Genomic DNA, 18,880 nt, shown 5'->3' with positions numbered 1-18,880 from the left:
GCGCCGGGGGCGCGGCGACCAGCAGCGGGCCGTGCGGCCGCGACTCGGGCAGCCGGGTGACCAGCGCGGCCAGCCGCCCGTCCACCAGCCCCGCCAGGCCGTGCCCCTGGGCGGTCAGGACGCCCTCCAGCTCGGCGGCGCCCGCCGGGTCGGCGACGCCGGAGACCACGCAGTGGTAGGCGGCGTCGGGGTCCAGGGGCTCGGTCACCGGGACCGGCTCGCCGTGCAGGAGCTGGCGCAGCATCTGCTGGTGGCTCTCGCGGGCGGTGCGGGCCAGCTCCAGCTCGGCGACGCGGTGGGCGTGGACCATCCGCTGGATCAGCACGGTGGTGACGGCGTCGATCCGGGTGACGCCCTCCAGCAGCGCGTCGGCGGGGACGCCGCGGTCGCGTCCGGCGGCGATGAGCGCGTGGACCAGGAAGGTGCGGCCCGCCTGGAACCCGTCGAGGAAGTCGGCGACCGGGACGCCCTGCCGGGCCCGGTCGGAGCCCAGCGCCTCGGCCGCCGCCAGCGCGCCGGGGCCGGGCTCGCCGTCGTGCCGCAGGGCCGCCAGGACCCCGTCGGTCAGCGCCCGGGTGTGCCGCCGGGTCTCCTCCTCCGGCAGCTCGGCGACCACCGGCGAGCTCCCGCGCGCGGCGGCGACGGTCGCCTCCAGCAACGCCGGGTCGCCGGACAGCTCCGCCACCAGGTCCAGGAACGGCCCCCGGTCCATCCCGCGCCCCCTCGTCCGGTCGTCCCGCCCCGGTGGTCGTCCCGGTGGTTGTCCCGGACCGACAACCGGTCTCGGGACCGTTGGGTCTCCCGACTCTAGGCGATCGGCCCGCCGGTGCGCTTTGGTGACGGCAGACAATCAGCGAGGAGAACCCATGCCCGACGACGAGAAGTTCCTCGAGAAGCTGCCCACCGACCTGATCTTCCGGCTGCCGCCCACGTTCGACAACGTCGCCGACGAGCGGCGGCACCGCAAGGAGCGCCTCACCGCCGCGCTGCGGATCTTCGGCAGGTTCGGCTTCGAGGAGGGCGTCGCCGGCCATATCACCGCGCGCGACCCCGAGCACCCCGACCACTTCTGGGTGAACCCGTTCGGCATGTCGTTCAAGCACGTGCGGATGAGCGACCTGATCCTGGTCGACCACGAGGGCAAGGTCGTCGAGGGCCGCTACCCCGTCAACGAGGCCGCGTTCGCGATCCACTCCCAGGTCCACCAGGCCCGCCCCGACGTGGTCGCCGCCGCGCACAGCCACTCGGTCCACGGCCGCGCCCTGTCGGCGCTCGGCCAGAAGCTGGAGCCGATCACCCAGGACGTGTGCGCGTTCTACCAGGACCACGGCCTGTTCGACGACTACACCGGTGTCGTCACCGACCTGGAGGAGGGCAAGCGCATCGCCGCCGCCCTCGGCGACCACAAGGCCGTCATCCTGCGCAACCACGGGCTGCTGACCGTCGGCGACACCGTGGACGCCGCCGCCTGGTGGTTCATCACCATGGAGCGCTCCTGCCAGGTGCAGCTACTGGCCAAGGCCGCCGGGCAGGTCGTGCCGATCGAGCACGAGAACGCGGTGCTGACCCACCAGCAGATCGGCAACGACCTGGTCGGCTGGATCAACTACCAGCCCCTGTTCGACCAGATCACCCGCGAGCAGCCCGACATGTTCGAGTGACCCGCGATCCGCGCGGCCGCCGCCTCCCCGCCCGTCGGCCGCGCGGGTCACACCGGTCGAACCGTTCGCCTCTGAGGCCCCGGCCGAAACCTGCCGGAACTCCAGGCGTATCGAGCGCTTTCGCCTCATCCGTCTCACCGGGCCGCGACAGTCACGGCAGGCTTTACCTTTCACTGACCTTTCATTGACGCGCTCCACACCCTAGACTCCAACCCGCTATCGGATCATTACTCTCGGTGTTCGATCCGTTGTGGGACGGAGATGGTGGAGGACGCGGTGAACACGGCGCGGGAGGCCGCCGACCAGCTGGTCAGGCTCACACGACTGGTGGTGCGGGCCGACGACCCGCCGGAGCCGCCCACCGACACGGCGGCCGGACGGCGCGACACCCGCGTCCTGCGCCACAACCAGGCCGAGCTGACCGCCCGGGAGCGTCACGTGCTCGGGCTGATCGTGCGGGGTTGGTACACCGCGCGCCTGGCCGAGCTGCTGGAGCTGCCCGAACGCTCCGTGCAGGAGCATCTGCGGCGGCTGCTGGAGGAGTTCGACGCGCCGCCCCCGGTGGCCCCGGCGTCCGGGCCCGACCGTCCGGGGCGCCGGAGCACGGTCACGCTGCTGGTCGCGCCGATCACCGGAAGCGTCCTGGCCGGGTGCGCGGCGGCGGCGTTCGCGTTGCAGGCACCGCCGCCGGCGTCGCGGGCCCCGCAAGCCGGGGCGGCGTGGCAGAACGGGGCGGTGCGGCAAGCCGGGGCGGCGCGGCACGCCCCGGTCGCCGACGCGCTGAGCCCCCTGGCCGCGTTCGGCGCGACGCCGCGCGGCCGGTCCGGCGCGTACTCGGGGCTCCGGCTGCCCGACCACCCCGACAACGGCCTGCCGCGCGGCGTCGCGACCGCGACCTCGTTCTGGGACCCGGCCACCGCGCGCGGGGCGCGGATGTCCTACGACACGATCGCCAGCCCGTACTGGCCGCTGGGCACGCGCGTGCGGGTCAGCCACGGCGGCCGGTCCGTGGTCGGCGTGGTGGAGGACTTCGGGCCCGCCGACTGGGCGATCGCGCAGCACGAGGTCCCGGCCATCATCGACCTGTCGGAGAAGATGATGGCCCACCTGACCGGCAGCCGCGTCCACGCCGTCAAGGTCCGCTTCCAGGTGCTCGGGTGGGGCCGGGGCGACGTGTACCGGCTGTCGGGGCCGGGCCACGGGCTGGCGTTCGGCCGCGGGTGACCTACCCCTCCCGTTCCGGGGCCTCGGTGAGCGGCAGCGCCACCCGGAAGCGGGTGTCGCCCGGCCGCGACTCCACGCTCAGGTCGCCGCCGTGCCGGTTCACCACGATCCGCCAGGAGATGTCCAGGCCCAGGCCGGTGCCCTGGCCGACCGGCTTGGTGGTGAAGAACGGCGTGAAGATCCGTGGCAGGTTCTCCTCGGGGATCCCCGGCCCGGTGTCGGCGACCTCCACCACGGCCTGGTCGCGGTCGCGGAAGGCCCGCACGGTGAGGGTGCCCGTGCCGCCCATCGCCTCCAGCGCGTTCACCACCAGGTTGGTCCACACCTGGTTCAGCTCGGCGGCGTAGACCGGGACCTCCGGCAGGTCCGGGTCGTAGTCGGTGACCACCCGCACCCCCTCGGGGACCTTGCGTTTCAGCATGGTGAGCGTGGAGTCCAGCAACCGCCGCAGGTCGGCGCGCTGGTGCGGGGCCCGGTCCAGCTGGGAGTACTGGCGGGCCGAGTCCAGCAGCGCGGTGATCCGGCCGGTCGCCTCGGAGATCTCCCCCTGGAGCTGGGTGATCTCCAGGACCTCCGCCAGCCATCGCATCGCCGGCGCGGCCGTCTCCTCCCCCACCACGTCCACCACCGCCTGGGCGTCGTCCGGGCCGAACCCGGCGGCGACCATCGCGGGGGCCAGGTCCCAGGCGTCCTCGACGCCGTGCTCCTCCAGCCAGTCGCCCAGCTCGTCCTCGGCCTCGCTGACCCGCAGCGGGGAGCGTTCGGCGCCGCCGCCCGCGCGGGCGCGGTCCACGAACCGCTCCTGCAGCTCCACCAGGTCCTTCAGCCGGTCGCAGTCGACGCCGTCGGAGGCGAGCCGCGACAGCCTGCGGCGGGCCTCGACGAGATGGCCGCCGAGCTCGTCGGCGGCGCGGGAGGCGGCCGCGGCGGGGTTGTTGAGCTCGTGGGTGAGCCCGGCGGTGATCGTGCCGAGGGCGGTGAGGCGTTCGCGCTGGTCCACCACCCGGCGGGCGTTCGTCGAGCCCACGAACAGGCCCTCCAGCAGGTGCGTGGCCATCGGGAACCACTCGCGCACCGCGTTGCCGAACGGGCGGGCGGGCAGCGCCAGCAGCCGCGACGGCCGCACCGCCCGGATCGTGTGCGCGTACTTGTCCAGCTCGGCGATGTACGCCTGGACCGCGCCGCCGTACACGCCGGGCCGGTCGGAGCGGGTCACCTCCAGAGTGTGGCCCGACACCGCCTGGAGAAGGCAGATCTCGCCGTCCAGCAGCACGAAGAAGAACTCGGCGGGCTCGCCCTGCGTGCAGACCTCCGCGCCCTCGGGATGGTCCTGCACGACGCCGTGCTCGGCGAGCCAGTCCAGCTGCCCCTGCGACAGCGACTCGAACAGGAACAGCTCGCGCAGTTCCCCGGTGGTGATCGTCGTCATGCCTGCTCCAGGTAGCGGTGGACCAGCGCGACGGCCATCGCGCCGTCGCCGACCGCCGAGGCGACCCGTTTGATCGACTCCGCGCGGACGTCGCCCGCCGCGAACACGCCGGGCAGGCTGGTCTCCAGGAAGTGGGGCGGACGCGCGGGCGTCGTCCAGTTCGCGGGCAGCAGCCCGCGCTCGGTGAGGTCGGGGCCGGTGAGCACGTAGCCGCGTTCGTCACGTTCCACGACGCCGTCCAGCCACTCGGTGTGCGGCCGGGCGCCGATGAACACGAACATCCACTGCGCGTCCACGGTGCGTTCGCCGTCGGCGTCGCGGAGGGTGAGGCGCTCCAGGTGCCCCTCGCCCTCCCCGGCGACCACGACGGTGCCGGTGTGGACCTCGATGTTGGGGATCGCGGCGATCTGCTCGATCAGGTAGTGCGACATCGACCTCTCCAGGCCGTCGGCCCGGACGAGGATGTGGACCCGCCGCGCGAACCGGGCGAGGTTGACCGCCGCCTGGCCCGCCGAGTTGGCGCCGCCGACGACGTAGACCTCCGAGTCCCGGCACTCGGGGACCTCCGACATCGCCGCGCCGTAGAAGACGCCCGCGCCGGTCAGCTCCTCCAGGCCGGGCGCCTCCAGCTTCCGGTAGGTCACGCCGGTCGCCAGGATCACCGCGTGCGCGGCGATCTCGCCGCCGTCGGCGGTGGTGATCACCCGGGCCCGGCCGCGCGCCTCCAGCCCGGTGACCTCGCCGGTGGTGATCAGCTCGACGCCGAACTTCTCGGCCTGGCGGCGCGCCCGGTCGGCCAGCTGCGCGCCGCTGACGCCGTCGGGGAAGCCCAGGTAGTTCTCGATCCGCGAGCTCTGCCCGGCCTGGCCGCCGGAGGCGTGCCGCTCGATCAGCACGGTGCGCAGGCCCTCCGAGCCGCCGTACACCGCCGCGCCCAGCCCGGCGGGGCCGCCGCCGACCACGACCAGGTCGTAGAACCGGGCGCCCGGCGCGGTGCTCAGCCCGACCGCGGCGGCCAGCTCGGCGTCGGTGGGGGCCGACAGGGCGGTGCCGTCGGAGGTCACCACCAGCGGCAGCTCGGGGTCACCGGCGGCCTTCAGCAGCTCGGCGGCCTCGGGCGCGGTGTCCAGCAGCCAGGTGTAGGGCACCTGGTTGCGGGCCAGGAAGTCGCGGACCTCGTAGGACCGGGCCGACCAGCGGTGCCCGACCACCCGCAGCTCGGTCGGCGCGCGGCGGTCGGTGCGCTCCCAGCCCTCCAGCTGGGCGTCGATCACCGGATAGAACTTCTCCTCCGGCGGGTTCCACGGCTTGAGCAGGTAGTGGTCCAGGTCCACCACGTTGATCGCGCGGATCGCGGCGTCGGTGTCGGCGTAGGCGGTCAGCAGGACCCGCCGCGCGAACGGGTACAGGTCCATGGCGTGTTCGAGGAACTCCACGCCGTTCATCTCGGGCATGCGGTGGTCGGCGACCAGCAGCGCGGTGTCGTCGCCGCGCAGCTTCAGCTCCCGCAGCGCGTCCAGGGCCTGCGGCCCGGACTCGGCCCGCACCACGCGGTACCGCTCGGCGTACCGGCGGCGCAGGTCACGCGCCACGGCGCGGGACACCCCCGGGTCGTCGTCGACGGTCAGGATCACGGCTTTGGACACGGCTCGCCTCTCGCTTCCGGGCGCCCGCGACTACGACACGCACGCCCGATGATCTTCAAATACCCCCGGGGCCGTGCCACGCGACCCGTACCCCTCCCATCAGTGTCCCAAATGTCCATCAGCCATGATCGATGCATGACTCTGCGCGTGGCACTCATCGGATACGGCACGGGGGGCGCGGTGTTCCACGCACCACTGATCTCCTCGGTGCCGGAACTGCGGCTGGCCGCCGTGGTGACCGGCAACCCCGAACGGCAGGCGGCCGTGCGGAAGCGCCACCCGGACGCCAAGGTCCTCGACAGCCCCGACCGGCTGTGGGGGTCCACCGGCGAGTACGACCTGGTCGTGGTGACCGCGCCGAACCGCCAGCACGTCCCGCTGGCCCGGACGGCGCTCACCTCCGGGCTCCCGGTCGTGGTGGACAAGCCGGTGGCGGCGACGGCGGCCGACGCCCGTTCCCTGGCGGCGCTCAGCGCGGTGCGCGGGCTGCCGGTGATCCCGTTCCACAACCGGCGGTGGGACGGCGACTTCCGCACCGTGGCGCGGCTGGCGGCCACCGGCGCCCTGGGAGCGATCCAACGGTTCGAGTCCCGGTTCGAGCGCTGGCGGCCGACGATCAAACCGGGCTGGAAGGAGAGCGCCGACCCGCGCGACGCCGGGGGCATCCTGTTCGACCTGGGCTCCCACCTGGTCGACCAGGCGATCGCGCTGTTCGGGCGGCCGTCGAGGGTGTACGCCGAGATCGAGGTCCGCCGCCCGGGGGCGGTGGCGGCCGACGACGTGTTCCTGGCGCTGGCCCACCCGAACGGCGTCCGCTCACATCTGTGGATGAGCGCGACCGCCGCGCAGCTGGGGCCGCGGTTCCGGGTGCTGGGCGACCGCGCCGCCTACACCGTGCACGGCATGGACGGCCAGGAGGACGCGCTGCGCGCGGGCCGCACCCCGCGCGAGGAGGACTGGGGGCGGATGCCCCCGGAGACCCACGGGCTGCTCGGCACCGTCGACGACGCCCGTCCCGAGCCGACCGAACCGGGGGCCTACCAGGACTTCTACGCGGGCGTCGCGCGCACGTTGCGCGGCGAGGCCCCGCCGCCGGTGACGCTGGCCGACGCCATCGCGGGGCTGGACGTGATCGAGGCCGCGCTGCGCTCGGCACGCGAGGGGACGATCGTCGCGCCGCACGCGCCCGGCCACTGACGCCGCGGGGCCCCGCCAGGCGGCGCGGCGGGCTGCGCGGCGGGCTGCGCGCGGCTCAGTAGCGCACGTCCGCCAGCACGCCGTAGTGGTCGGAGGGGACGACGCCGTCGACGGGCTCGACGCCCAGCAGCTCGCACCGCACCGGGTGCCCGGCGCCTCCCGCGCGGGGCCAGGCGGAGAACACGTAGTCGATGCGCCGCGGCGGCCACAGCACGGGCCGGGCCCAGGGGTTGTCGTCGCACCAGGTGAAGCCGGGGGTGCCGTCGCCCGCCGTCTCCCAGGCGTCGTAGAACACCAGGCCCGGCGCGGTGACCTCGGCGCGGCCGGTGAGCATCCGGATCTCGTCGCTGTCGGGGGCGGCATTGAAGTCGCCGCACACCAGCGTCACCGTCGCGGTGTCGGCGGTCTTGCGGACGAACGCGCCCAGGTCGCGGACCTGCTGCCGGCGTTCCCGGCTGTGCCCGAGCTTCCAGCCGAGCCCGACGCCGAACACGTCCAGCGGCCCGCGCGGGCCGGTCACGCGCGCGTGCACCGCCCGGCCCCGGTCCCAGCCCTCCTGGTCGCCGAGGCGCTGGTCGCCCACCCGGTCCAGCGGCCAGCGCGACAGCACCGCGATCCCGGACCGCGCGTCGTCGACGGGCTCGGCGGAGTCGCCGCGGAAGACCTGGTGCGGCAGGCCGAGGGCCGCGCCCAGCCGCGCGGCCTGGCCGTCGGCGTCGTCCTGGGGCTCCCACGCCTCGGTGAGCACGACGATGTCGGGCCCGGCGTCCGCGAGGGTCGCGACGATCGCCCGTTCGCGGTCGCGCCAGGGGCCGTAGCGAGCCCATACGTTCCAGGTCACGACCCGCAGGGTCGTCTCCACCAGGGGTCCGTAGGGCTGCTCGATGTCATAGGCCATACCGCGATCGTCGCACCGGGGCGGGGGACCCGGAAGGACCGCTACAGCACCGACACGTGGACGTGGTCGTAGTGGTTCTGGGTGACGCTGCCGCGGTTCTCCATCTGCCGCCAGCCGCCGCTGCCCCGGAAGTCGTAGATCCGCTGGCGCCAGATGATGTACTTCAGGCCCAGCCGCGACGCGTTGCTGATCAGGTACTGGGAGACGGCGTTGCCGTGCGCGGTGGCGGAGGCGCTGGGCATGCGCCCGGCGGTGCTCTCCATGAAGTCGCAGGCGCGGCCCGAGCCGTGGTCCTGCGGGTCGCCGGGGCGGGCGCAGCCGACGGCGGGGAACGGGCCGAACTTCCCGTCCACCTCCACCAGGACGGTGCGCATGCGCGGGGTCATGGAGTTGCCGATGATCGGCGACTTGGTGCCGCTGGCGCCGTCGGGGCGGCCGGAGGTGCCGCCGCCGCCCTTCTTCGGCGGCGCCTCGGGCTTGTACTTCTTCAGCAGCTTGCGGACCCGGTCGCGCTGGCTCTCCAGGTCCTCGATCTCCTTGCGGACCGCGGCGAGCTTGGTCCGCGCGTCCTCCTGGGACCGCTTCGCCTGGTCGGCGAGGACCCGCAGGCTCTCGATGCGCCGGCCGTTGTTGCGGGCCAGGTGCTCCACGACGACGGCGTCGCGGACCGCCGCGCGCGGATCGCCGGCGGTGATCAGCGGGATGGTGTCGATACTGCCGGTCATGTAGCTGGTGGCCGCCATGCGGCTGACGTCGCCGCGGGAGCGCTCGTAGTCGGCGGTGAGCCGGTCGGCGTCGGTCCCGGCGCGCTCGGCGGCCTTCTTGGCCTGGTCCAGGGTGATCAGCTCACCGCGGTATTCCTTGGACAGCCGGTCGGCGCGCTTCTTCAGCTCGGCGTATTCCTTTTTCGGGTCCTTCTTGGGCGCGGCGGGGGCGCCGGCGGCGGTCGCGGTCGGAAACAGCGCGGTGCCCGCCAGGATCAACGCCAGCGCCGCGCCGCCCCGCCGGATCGGGCGCGCGCGGGGAAAACGCCGTACGGAGCCGGAAGGGTCGAGGGCCGCCACTGATCTCTCCTTAAGCACCATCCGGAAGATTGGCGGCACGCTACCACAATCGGCCAATTAGCCTCGGCGGCTTCCCAAAACACACAGAGTAGCGCTAACGCTACCCAAAGCCGCCTCCGCTGGCGAACGTGCGGGGCCGGGCCACGTTCGCCGCGACCCGGCCCCACCGCGCGCCCCACCGGGACTCACGACAGGTTCATCAGTTCCTCCCACCGCGGTACGCGCGGCGGCTCGCGGAGGTTCAGCCCGGCCTCCGCGGGCGTACGGTTCCCTTTTCTGTTGTTGCATTTCCCACACGCGAGGACCGTGTTCTCCCATGTGTCGGGCCCGCCGCGCGACTGCGGGACGACATGGTCGATGGTGTGCCCCCGGCCACCGCAGTACTGGCAGCGCCCCCGGTCGCGCAGGTGCACGCCGCGCTTGCTCCACGGCGGGCGCTTGCCGTGCCGCCAGCGCATCGCCACGTAGCGGACCAGCCGCAGCACCCGGGGCATCGGGTAGCGGCCGATCGTGCGGCCCTCCTCGGCCTCCTCCACGACCGCCACCTCGCGCACCAGCATGCGGATGGCGTGCCGCAGATCGACGCGCTGTAACGGCTCGTACGACGCGTTCAGCACGAGAACGTGCACCGTACACCTCCCTGCCCGTTCCGTCCGCTCCCCCGCCAAGACTCGAACTTGGATATCCGCATTAACGGTGCGGCGTTCTTCCGTTGAACCACGAGGGAATGGCTTGGGAATTCCTCCGCCTTCCGGCTTTTACCGGAAGGCATCATCAGGGTGCCGATCGTCGCATGCCCGGGGCAACGCATTTTTCCGCCGGTCACGGCACTCCGTCCCCGTTCCGGCGCGGAAGGACGAGGGCGGTGCCGCAGCCGGGACAGCCCGCCCCGATCACGGTCAGCCCCTGGGGAACCGGCACCGTGCGCGCTCCCCGCGCGGTCTCCGCGGCGAACTCGGCGTACAGCCGCCGGGCCGTGTCGCCCAGCAGATCCACGGCGGCGGGCAGGTCGCCGTACAGGACGTCCCGGAGCACCAGCTCAGGCGCTCCGAAGCGATGCAGCCCGTAGGTGTCGGCACGCACCCTGCCGGGCCCCGCGCCCGTCAGGAACACACCGAACCACTCCTCGTCGAGGCGGAACCGTTCCGGCTCGGCGGCCGCTCCCTCCGCCGGGGGCAGAAGGCGATGGGACTCCAGATCCACGACGCGCCCCTCCAGCTCGGCCGCGAGCACCCGGGCGACGAGCCGGACCGCCTGGGCATGCCGGGGCTGCTCGGCGGGCACGGCCGCCCCGGAGACCAGGACATGCCGCCGCGCGTCCAACACCGCGTCCACCGTGTCGTCCGGAAGGCACCCGATCGTGGGCAGCCGGGAACTCCACGGCGTGGGTACGTCATGCCCGCTGACGGTGATCCGCCCGGCCCGGAGCAGCCTCCGCGCCGTATCGGCCAACGCCCCCGCACCGAGAAGAGCACCAAGATCCGGAAGCCCGCCCCTCCCCCCGGCCACCACCAGGAACCGGCTGATGACCGTCTCCGGAACGGCCAACACCTCCCGCCCCGCGCCCGATCCCGCGGAATCACCCGACCGCACACCACCGTCCGCCCGTTCGGCGTCCGACCACTCGAAATCCGGGCGTACGAAACCCGACCGCGAGCCGTCCAGCCGCCCGGTGCCCAGATGCACGGCATCCCGCCGCGCGGCACCCGACCATGTGGTGTCCGGGCGCCCGGGAGTCGGCGGCCCGGAATCCGTGCGGGTGGCGTCCGACCGTTCAGACACCGGCCGCGCGGAATCCGGCTGCACGGAGCCCGGCCACTCGGCGTTCGGATGTTCGACGTTCGGCCGCGCGAGGTTCAACCGTTCGGGAATCGGCGGCTCGGGATCCCCCCATACGGGGGCCGAGGGCAGGGGCATACGGCCCGGCAACACAAGACTCGGCGGCTGGGGGTTTGATGGCTCGGTACTCCACCTCGCGCGGTTGGGCGCCCCGGAGTCCGACACCGCACGGCCCGGACGCTCAAGGCCCGGGCGCGCGGAGTCGGGCCCAGGGTCGGGTTGCTTGGAGCGCGGTTGTTCGGGGGTCGGCCGTGTGGAGTCCAGTGATGCGGGGCCCGGACGGTCAAGGTCCGGGTGCGCGGGGTCCGGTCGTTCAGGGGCCGGGTGCTTGGAGTGTGGTCGTTCGGAGGTCGGGGGTTCGTGTTTCGGGTTCGGGGTCATGGGGTTCAGCCTGGTCGTCCGCTCGTGGCGGCCGCCATGCCGAACCCCGTTCTGTGGAAAACCCCGGGATCAGGTCGGCAGGTCGGTCGCGTCGGCCTGGTACTCGCGGGACTCGCGTTGCGGGCGGAAGCCCAGCTCCCTGTTGACGGTGAGCATGTGGACGTTGTCCCCGGCGTTGTCGGTCTCGATCTCGCGGACCTCGGGGCGCTCGGCGCGCAGCCAGTCCAGCATCGCGGCCTTGACCCGGATGCCCAGGCGGCGGCCCCGGTGCTCGGGCACCACGGCGGTGTCGTACTGGGCGGCCCGGACGGGGCTGTCGGCCGGGACCACGACCTCGGTGAACCCGGCGATCACGCCGTCCCGGACGGCCGCGACGGTGTAGAGCTCGTCGCCGCGCTTGGCGACCATCTCGGCCATCTCCCGCACCCGGTGGGCGTCCCAGGGCACGCCCTCGTACTGCGCCAGGTCCGCCATGGCGTGCTTGGCGTGGGCGAGGGCCTCGGCGTGCTCGTCGGGCACCACGCCGCGCCAGCGGACCAGGTCGTAGCCGCCGGGGCCGGACGCCAGCAGCGCGGCCGTGCGCTCCGGCGGGACGTCGGCCATGTCCAGCAGCAGGCCGCGCAGCGTCAGCACGCAGCGGAACCCGTGCGCCTCCAGGAACGGCACGGCGGGCGTCCCCTCCAGCACCTGCGCGATCACGCTGGAGCGGCCGTCGGCGCGCAGCCCCTCGGCGGCCACGGTCAGCAGGCGGCGGCCGATCCCGCGCCGCCGGTGCTCGGGCCGCACCTGGATGTCGATCTCACCGGGCCGGGCCGCGCCGGGCTCGCCGGGCAGCCGCAGCGTCGCGACCGCGATCATCCGGCCGTCCGACACGGCCGTCCAGAGCCGCTGCCGGCCGCCCGGTTCGACGCCCAGCAGCCGGGCCATGGTCTGCTCCAGCTCGGGCGCGGGCTCCCCCGCGGGGTCGGCGGCGTGCACGGCCGTCAGGACGGCGTGCCACTGCCGGATCTGCGCGTCCGTCGGGTCATCGAGCGCGGTGACGTCCATCCGCCTGTTCTACCGGATTTCGCCGCCGCACGGCCGGGACCCGCGCCAACCGTTACCGGGAAAGCCGGATACGTGATCAGCGGGTGAACGCCTCCAGGATACGGTCGGCGGCCAGCGCCGGCGTCAGCGTCCCCGCGGCGACCTGCGCCTCCAGCTCCGGCGCGAGCGCGCGGACGGCCGGGTGGGCGTGCAGCTCGGACAGCAGCCGGTCGCGGACCATCTGCCAGGTCCAGCCGACCTGCTGGCGGCGGCGGCGCTCGGCCAGCTCGCCGGAGGCGCGCAGCCGGTCCTGGTGCCCGACGATCGTGCGCCAGACCTCGTCCAGCCCGGTGTTCTCCTTGGCGCTGCACGTCAGGACGGGGGTGTCGTGGACGCGCTCGTCGCTGCGCAGCAGCCGCAGCGCCCCCGACAGCTCCCGCGCGGCCTTCCTCGCCTCCATCTCGTGGGGGCCGTCGGCCTTGTTGACGGCGATGACGTCGGCCAGCTCCAGCACGCCCTTCTTGATCCCCTGGAGCTGGTCACCGGTGCGGGCCAGGGTGAGGAACAGGAACGAGTCCACCATCTCGGCGACCGCCGTCTCCGACTGCCCGACCCCGACGGTCTCGACCAGCACCACGTCGTACCCGGCGGCCTCCATCACGACCATCGCCTCGCGGGTGGCCTTGGCGACGCCGCCGAGGGTGCCCGCCGTGGGCGAGGGCCGGATGAACGCGTTGGGGTCGACCGCCAGCCGCCCCATCCGGGTCTTGTCGCCCAGGATGCTGCCGCCGGTGCGGGTGGAGGAGGGGTCGACGGCCAGCACCGCCACCTTGTGCCCGGCGGCGGTGAGGTTGCCGCCGAGCGCGTCGATGAACGTGGACTTGCCGACCCCCGGCACGCCGGTGATGCCGACGCGGCGGGCGTCCCCGGTGTGCGGGGTCAGCTCCACCAGCAGGCGCTGGGCCAGTTCGCGGTGGTCGGCCCGGGAGGACTCCACGAGCGTGATCGCGCGTGCGATCCACGCCCGGGAGCCCTCCTGCACGCCCTTGACGTAGTCCTGGAGTGCGGGTCCGCTCATGCGGCGCGGTGCCCCAGCCGGCCGGACAGGTCCTCCAGCAGCCCGAGGGCGGCCTCGGCGAGGACGGTGCCGGGCGGGAAGATCGCGGCCGCGCCCGCCGCGCGCAGCTCGTCGAAGTCCTGCGGCGGGATCACCCCGCCCACGACGATCATGATGTCGTCGCGGCCCAGCTTGGCCAGCTCCTCGCGCAGCGCCGGGACGAGGGTCAGGTGCCCGGCGGCCAGCGAGTTGACGCCGACGACGTGCACGTCGGCCTCGACGGCCTGGAGCGCGACCTCCTCGGGCGTCTGGAACAGCGGGCCCACGTCGACGTCGAAGCCGAGGTCGGCGAACCCGGTGGCGATCACCTTCTGGCCCCGGTCGTGGCCGTCCTGGCCCATCTTGGCGACCAGGATGCGCGGGCGGCGGCCCTCGGCCTCGGCGAACGCGGCGGTCGCGGCCCTGGCCTTCTCGATGGCGGTCACCTTTCCGGCCTCCTCGCGGTACACGCCGGAGATGGTACGGATCTGCGCGGCGTGCCGCCCGTACACCCTCTCCAGCGCGTCGGAGATCTCCCCGACGGTGGCCTTGGCGCGGGCGGCGTCGATGGACAGCGCCAGCAGGTTCTGGTCGAGGCCGGGGCCGCGGGTGCCGTTCTCGGCGGCCTTGGTGAGCGCGGCGAGGGCGGCCTGCGTCCCGGCCTCGTCGCGTTCGGCGCGCAGCCGCCGCAGCTTCTCGATCTGCTGGGCGCGGACCGCGGCGTTGTCGACCTTGAGGACCTCGATCGGCTCGTCGGCGTCGGGGCGGTACTTGTTGACGCCGATGACCGGCTGGCGGCCGGAGTCGATGCGGGCCTGGGTGCGGGCGGCGGCCTCCTCGATGCGGAGCTTGGGCAGGCCCTCGTCGATGGCCCGGGCCATGCCGCCCGCCCGCTCGACCTCGGTGATGTGCCCCCAGGCGCGGCGGGCCAGGTCGTAGGTGAGGCGTTCGACGTAGTGGCTGCCGCCCCACGGGTCGATGGTGCGGGTGGTGCCCGACTCCTGCTGGAGCAGCAGCTGGGTGTTGCGGGCGATGCGGGCCGAGAAGTCGGTCGGCAGCGCCAGCGCCTCGTCCAGGGCGTTGGTGTGCAGCGACTGGGTGTGGCCCTGGGTGGCGGCCATCGCCTCGACGCAGGTGCGGGCGACGTTGTTGAACACGTCCTGCGCGGTCAGCGACCAGCCGGAGGTCTGCGAGTGGGTGCGCAGGCTCAGCGACTTGGGGTTGCGCGGGCCGAACCCCCCGACGAGCTTCGCCCACAGCAGGCGGGCGGCGCGCAGCTTGGCGACCTCCATGAAGAAGTTCATGCCGATCGCCCAGAAGAACGACAGCCGCGGCGCGAACGCGTCGATGTCCAGCCCCGCCTCGCGCCCGGCCCGGATGTACTCCACCCCGTCGGCGAGGGTGTAGGCCAGCTCCAGGTCGGCGGTGGCCCCGGCCTCCTGGATGTGGTAGCCGGAGATCGAGATGGAGTTGTACTTCGGCATCCGCTGCGAGGTGAACGCGAAGATGTCGGAGATGATCCGCATCGACGGCCCCGGCGGGTAGATGTAGGTGTTGCGGACCATGAACTCCTTGAGGATGTCGTTCTGGATGGTGCCCGCGAGCTGCTCGGGCGCCACCCCCTGCTCCTCGGCGGCGGCGATGTAGAGCGCCAGGACGGGCAGCACCGCGCCGTTCATGGTCATCGACACCGACATCTCGTCGAGGGGGATCCCGTCGAACAGCTGCCGCATGTCGTAGATGGAGTCGATCGCCACGCCCGCCATGCCGACGTCGCCGGCCACGCGCGGGTGGTCGGAGTCGTAGCCGCGGTGGGTGGCCAGGTCGAAGGCGACCGACAGGCCCTTCTGCCCGGCGGCCAGGTTGCGCCGGTAGAACGCGTTGGACTCCTCGGCGGTGGAGAAACCGGCGTACTGGCGGATCGTCCACGGCTGGGTGGCGTACATCGCCGGGTAGGGGCCGCGCAGGTAGGGGGCGATGCCGGGCAGCGTGTCGAGGAAGTCGACGTCGCCCAGGTCGGCGGCGGTGTAGAGCGGCGGCACGCCGATGCCCTCGGGGGTGTCCCAGGTCTGGGCGGCCACGTCGTGCCCGGCGGCCTCGGCGGCCGCCCGCCACCGCGCGGCGGCCTCGTCGGCGGGCGTCGCCGGGCCGAGCCCGATCTCGGAGAAGTCGGGGATCATCAGTTCACTCCCAGATCGCTGAGGGTGGTCTCCAGCACGGCGACCGCGTCGCAGCCCGCGAAGACGCGGTCGTCCACGCCCTCGTAGTCGCCCTTACCCGCCAGCCACACCTTCATGGCTCCGGCTTCCTTCAGCGCGCGGGCGGCCTCGGCGGCCCGCTCGCCGTACAGCCTGTCGCTGGAGGCCAGGCAGGCGACGGTGGCGCCGGACGCGGCGAAGTCCTCCGGCGGGCCGGAGACGGTCTCGATGCCGCCGGCCTGGAACAGGTTGGCGGCGAACGAGGCGCGCGCGGTGTGCACCGCGACGGGCCCGAGCGTGGCCAGGTACACCCTCGGGCGGGCCCCGGTGGCCGCGAGGTGGGCGTCGCTGCGGTCGCGCAGCGCCTCGAAGTCCCGCGCGTAGGTGATCACCGGCAGGCCTCCGCCGGTCCCGCCGGGGGCGGGGCGCTCCGGGGCGGGGTCGCGTTCGGGCAGCTTCTCGGCCAGGTTGGGGAACTCGCTGACGCCGGTGAGCGGGGCCCTGCGGCGCGCGATGTCGCGGCGGCGGCGCTCCCAGGTCGCGGCGACCCGCCCGGCGATCTTGCCGGACGCCAGCGCGGCGGCGGCGCCGCCCGCCTTCTCGATCTCGGTGAACCACTCCCAGGCGGCCCCGGCGAGGTCCTCGGTGATCCGCTCGACGTACCAGGAGCCGCCCGCCGGGTCGACGACGCGGGCCAGGCTCGACTCCTCCAGCAGGAGGGTCTGGGTGTTGCGGGCGATGCGGCGGGAGAAGTCGTCGGGCAGGCCCAGCCGGACGTCGAACGGCTGCACGGTGACGGCGTCCGCGCCGCCGACGCCGGCGGCGAAGCAGGCGACGGTGGTGCGCAGCATGTTCACCCACGGGTCGCGGCGGGTCATCATCGCCGACGAGGTCACGGCGTGGATCCGCGCGACGGTGTCCTCGGCCGCGCCGCTCACCTCGGCGACGCGGGCCCACAGGCGGCGGGCGGCGCGCAGCTTGGCGATCGACAGGAACTGGTCGGCGTTGACGGCGAGCCGGAACTCGATCTGCCCGAACGCCTCGTCCACCTCCAGCCCGGCGTCGGTGAGGGCCCGCAGGTAGGCGACGCCGGTGGCGACGGCCGCGCCGAGTTCGTCGGCGTCGCCGCCGCCCGCGTCGTGGTACGGCGTGGCGTCCACGGTGAGGGCGCGCAGCCCGGGGAACTCACGGGCGACCCGGGCGGCCAGTTCGGCGGCGGGCGCCGGCGGGGCGGCGGTGCCGGTCCGGGCGGTCAGGCCGATCGGGTCGAGGCCCAGGTTGCCCAGCGCGGTGCCGTCCTTGCCCTGCTCGGAGACCAGTGCCAGGAACGTCTCGGCGGCCTCGGCCGCGTGCTCCCCGGCGTCCAGCACGACCGGGGCCAGGTCGACCAGGACGCCGCGCAGGGCCTCGGGGAGGGCGGCCACGGGCAGGCCCGCGTCGCCGAGGGTCAGCCAGACCGAGGTGACGCCGTTCTCCAGGTCGGCGAGGATCGCCTCGCGGGTGGCGGCGGCGTCGGGACGGGCGTGCCGCTGCCGCACGTCCCATCCGGCCAGCCCCTCGCCGTCCGGGCGCACCTCGCGCACCCGCGAGGCCAGTCCGGGGCGGCCGGGCGCGGTGTCGGCGGCGGTGTAGAGCGCGGTGATCGGCACGCCGTCGTAGGACGTGCGGGTCAGCAGACCCTCGATCTCCTCCAGGGGGGTGTCGTCGGTCGCCGCGCCGGTCCTGCGCAGCACCCCCTTCACCATCTCCCGCCACCGGTCCCGCTCGGCCGGGGGGAAGGCGGCGGCCAGTTCGAGTCGTTCAGGCGGCACCGTCATGGCAGGGATCGTAAGAGAGCGGGTACTCGCGGGCCGCCACCGGGGTCCCCCACGGGTCGTTCCGGGAGGCCGGGGCCGGACGCGGGCCGGACGCGGGCCGAACCCGGGGTGGTGGTGCGTGCGAACGGGGCCGCCGCGACGTACCGTCGAAGTGACCCCGACACGAGGTGGTGGGATGGCCCTTCGGTTCGGAATCGAGGAGGAGTACTTCGTCGTCGATCCGGTCTCCCGCGCGGTCGTCCCCCGCGCCGCCGCGGTCGTGCGGCGCGCGGGCGGGACGCTCGGCGACCGCGCCTCGACCGAACTGATCGCCTTCCTCGCCGAGGCCAAGACCTCTCCCTGCGACGATCTGGACAAGCTGACCGAGCAGATCCACGCGATGCGCGCGGCGATGGCCGCCGCCGCCGAGGCCGAGGGGGTGCGGCTGGCCGCGACCGGCACGCCGGTGCTGGGCGAGCTGGTGCCGCCGCCGATCGCGGCGGGCGGCCGGTACGCCGACAGCCTGGCGACCTACCGGGCGCTGGACGACGAGCAGTGCATCGCCTCCTGCCACGTGCACGTCGAGATGCCCGACCTGGACCACGCGGTGCGGGTGAGCAACCACCTGCGGCCCTGGCTGCCGACGCTGCTGGCGCTGGCCGCCAACTCCCCCTACTGGGCGGGCCGCGACACCGGCCACGTCTGCTGGCGGGTCATGGCGTGGGCGCGGTGGCCGGTGGCCGGTCCCCCGCCGTTCTTCCGGTCCACCGCGCACTACGAGGAACTGGTCGCCGCGCTGCTGGGGTGCGGGGCGCTGATGGACGCCGGAACGATCTTCTGGGACGTGCGGCCGTCGTCGCGGTTCCCGACGCTGGAGGTCCGGCTCGGGGACGTCGCGCTGACCGCCGACGAGGCGGCGCTGTTCGCCGCGCTGGTCCGGGGGCTGGCGCAGACGGCGCTCGGCGACGTCGAGGCGGGCCGTCCCGCGCCCGACCCGGCCCCCGAGCTGCTGCGGGCCGCGTACTGGCTGGCGGCCCGCTACGGGCTGGCGGGCGACGGCGTCGACGTGTGCACCGGACGCCCCGCCCGGTTCGCCGACCTGGCCCGCGCGATGATGGCGCGCGCCGCGCCCGCGCTGCGCGACAACGGCGACCTGGCACGCGTCCGCACCGGGCTGCGGTCCCTGCTGACCCGCGGGACCGGCGCGGACCGGCAGCGCGCCGCCTACCGCGACCGGGAACGGCTCGCCGACGTGGTGGACGCCGCCCTGCTGCGTCCCTGACATCCCGTCCCGAAGTGCCGGTTTCCGGGTTTTTCCTCGGGGTAGCGGTCACGGTGACGACCGCTCACGCGGAGTCTCCGTACCGCGAGAGGAGGTCCCGCGTCGCCTTCTGTCACCGGAAGTGCGTACTCTCGACAAGGTGT

At 74.0% G+C, this 18,880-nt stretch carries 15 protein-coding genes and 1 tRNA gene; 4 read left to right on the top strand and 12 right to left on the bottom strand.

The features are described 5' to 3' along the window. On the bottom strand, positions 1-712 hold a 712-nt coding region (locus AKI01S_RS13485), incomplete at its 3' end, for an RsbRD N-terminal domain-containing protein (protein ID WP_501162087.1). 154 nt (positions 713-866) lie between these two features. Here AKI01S_RS13485 and AKI01S_RS13480 point away from each other — a divergent pair. Together AKI01S_RS13480 and AKI01S_RS13475 are read left to right on the top strand one after the other, a co-directional pair. Then, the gene (locus tag AKI01S_RS13480) at positions 867-1,661 is read left to right on the top strand and encodes a class II aldolase/adducin family protein (protein ID WP_067815985.1); all 795 of its coding nucleotides are present in this window, start codon (positions 867-869) and stop codon (positions 1,659-1,661) included. Between the two features lie 276 nt (positions 1,662-1,937). Continuing rightward, positions 1,938-2,885: an RlpA-like double-psi beta-barrel domain-containing protein gene (locus AKI01S_RS13475; protein WP_157419818.1), complete on the top strand. Its 948-nt coding sequence runs from the start codon at positions 1,938-1,940 to the stop codon at positions 2,883-2,885. A gap of 1 nt (position 2,886) precedes the next feature. On the opposite strand, the gene AKI01S_RS13470 is transcribed toward AKI01S_RS13475, so the two are convergent. Then, entirely contained in the window at positions 2,887-4,314 is a 1,428-nt protein-coding gene (locus AKI01S_RS13470; protein WP_067815979.1) for an ATP-binding protein, read from the bottom strand. Then, positions 4,311-5,960, bottom strand: coding sequence for an NAD(P)/FAD-dependent oxidoreductase (locus AKI01S_RS13465; protein ID WP_067815976.1), 1,650 nt, complete (start codon positions 5,958-5,960; stop codon positions 4,311-4,313). The genes AKI01S_RS13470 and AKI01S_RS13465 overlap by 4 nt, the downstream gene beginning before the upstream one ends. Before the next feature lie 135 nt (positions 5,961-6,095). Between AKI01S_RS13465 and AKI01S_RS13460 the strand changes: the two genes are divergently transcribed. Then, complete coding sequence (locus tag AKI01S_RS13460) at positions 6,096-7,157, top strand: Gfo/Idh/MocA family oxidoreductase (protein ID WP_083999501.1); 1,062 nt, start codon at positions 6,096-6,098, stop codon at positions 7,155-7,157. A gap of 55 nt (positions 7,158-7,212) precedes the next feature. Here AKI01S_RS13460 and AKI01S_RS13455 read toward each other — a convergent pair whose 3' ends face one another. From AKI01S_RS13455 to AKI01S_RS13415, 9 genes are all read right to left on the bottom strand, one after another. Continuing rightward, positions 7,213-8,055, bottom strand: a complete 843-nt coding sequence (locus AKI01S_RS13455; protein ID WP_067815970.1) for an endonuclease/exonuclease/phosphatase family protein — start codon at positions 8,053-8,055, stop codon at positions 7,213-7,215. Between the two features lie 41 nt (positions 8,056-8,096). Further along, a complete protein-coding gene (locus AKI01S_RS13450; protein WP_245681603.1) occupies positions 8,097-9,119 on the bottom strand; it encodes a VldE C-terminal domain-containing protein in 1,023 nt (340 codons plus the stop codon). Positions 9,120-9,304: 185 nt separating this feature from the next. Next, the gene (locus AKI01S_RS13445; protein ID WP_067815967.1) at positions 9,305-9,748 is read right to left on the bottom strand and encodes an HNH endonuclease; all 444 of its coding nucleotides are present in this window, start codon (positions 9,746-9,748) and stop codon (positions 9,305-9,307) included. Between the two features lie 27 nt (positions 9,749-9,775). Further along, positions 9,776-9,846: transfer RNA gene (locus tag AKI01S_RS13440), tRNA-Asn, on the bottom strand. A 95-nt stretch (positions 9,847-9,941) separates the two neighbouring features. Then, positions 9,942-10,454, bottom strand: coding sequence for a hypothetical protein (locus AKI01S_RS50455; RefSeq protein ID WP_157419817.1), 513 nt, complete (start codon positions 10,452-10,454; stop codon positions 9,942-9,944). Positions 10,455-11,408: 954 nt separating this feature from the next. Further along, the gene (locus AKI01S_RS13430; protein WP_083999495.1) at positions 11,409-12,386 is read right to left on the bottom strand and encodes a GNAT family N-acetyltransferase; all 978 of its coding nucleotides are present in this window, start codon (positions 12,384-12,386) and stop codon (positions 11,409-11,411) included. 76 nt (positions 12,387-12,462) lie between these two features. Continuing rightward, positions 12,463-13,443: a methylmalonyl Co-A mutase-associated GTPase MeaB gene (gene meaB, locus AKI01S_RS13425; protein WP_067815962.1), complete on the bottom strand. Its 981-nt coding sequence runs from the start codon at positions 13,441-13,443 to the stop codon at positions 12,463-12,465. Next, positions 13,440-15,641, bottom strand: coding sequence for a methylmalonyl-CoA mutase (gene scpA / locus AKI01S_RS13420; RefSeq protein ID WP_067815959.1), 2,202 nt, complete (start codon positions 15,639-15,641; stop codon positions 13,440-13,442). The genes meaB and scpA overlap by 4 nt, the downstream gene beginning before the upstream one ends. Further along, positions 15,641-17,476, bottom strand: coding sequence for a methylmalonyl-CoA mutase subunit beta (locus tag AKI01S_RS13415; protein ID WP_067815956.1), 1,836 nt, complete (start codon positions 17,474-17,476; stop codon positions 15,641-15,643). Before AKI01S_RS13415 ends, scpA begins: the two co-directional genes overlap by 1 nt. 175 nt (positions 17,477-17,651) lie before the next feature. Between AKI01S_RS13415 and AKI01S_RS13410 the strand changes: the two genes are divergently transcribed. Further along, positions 17,652-18,737 (top strand): carboxylate-amine ligase, encoded by a 1,086-nt coding sequence (locus AKI01S_RS13410; protein ID WP_067815953.1) that lies wholly within the window; start codon positions 17,652-17,654, stop codon positions 18,735-18,737. Positions 18,738-18,880: the final 143 nt, after the last annotated feature.

It is taken from the genome of Actinomadura kijaniata NBRC 14229, assembly GCF_001552175.1.
Taxonomy (GTDB): domain Bacteria; phylum Actinomycetota; class Actinomycetes; order Streptosporangiales; family Streptosporangiaceae; genus Spirillospora; species Spirillospora kijaniata.
The sequence above is the reverse complement of the archived record's forward strand: the minus strand, read 5'-3'. Positions and strand labels throughout refer to the sequence as shown.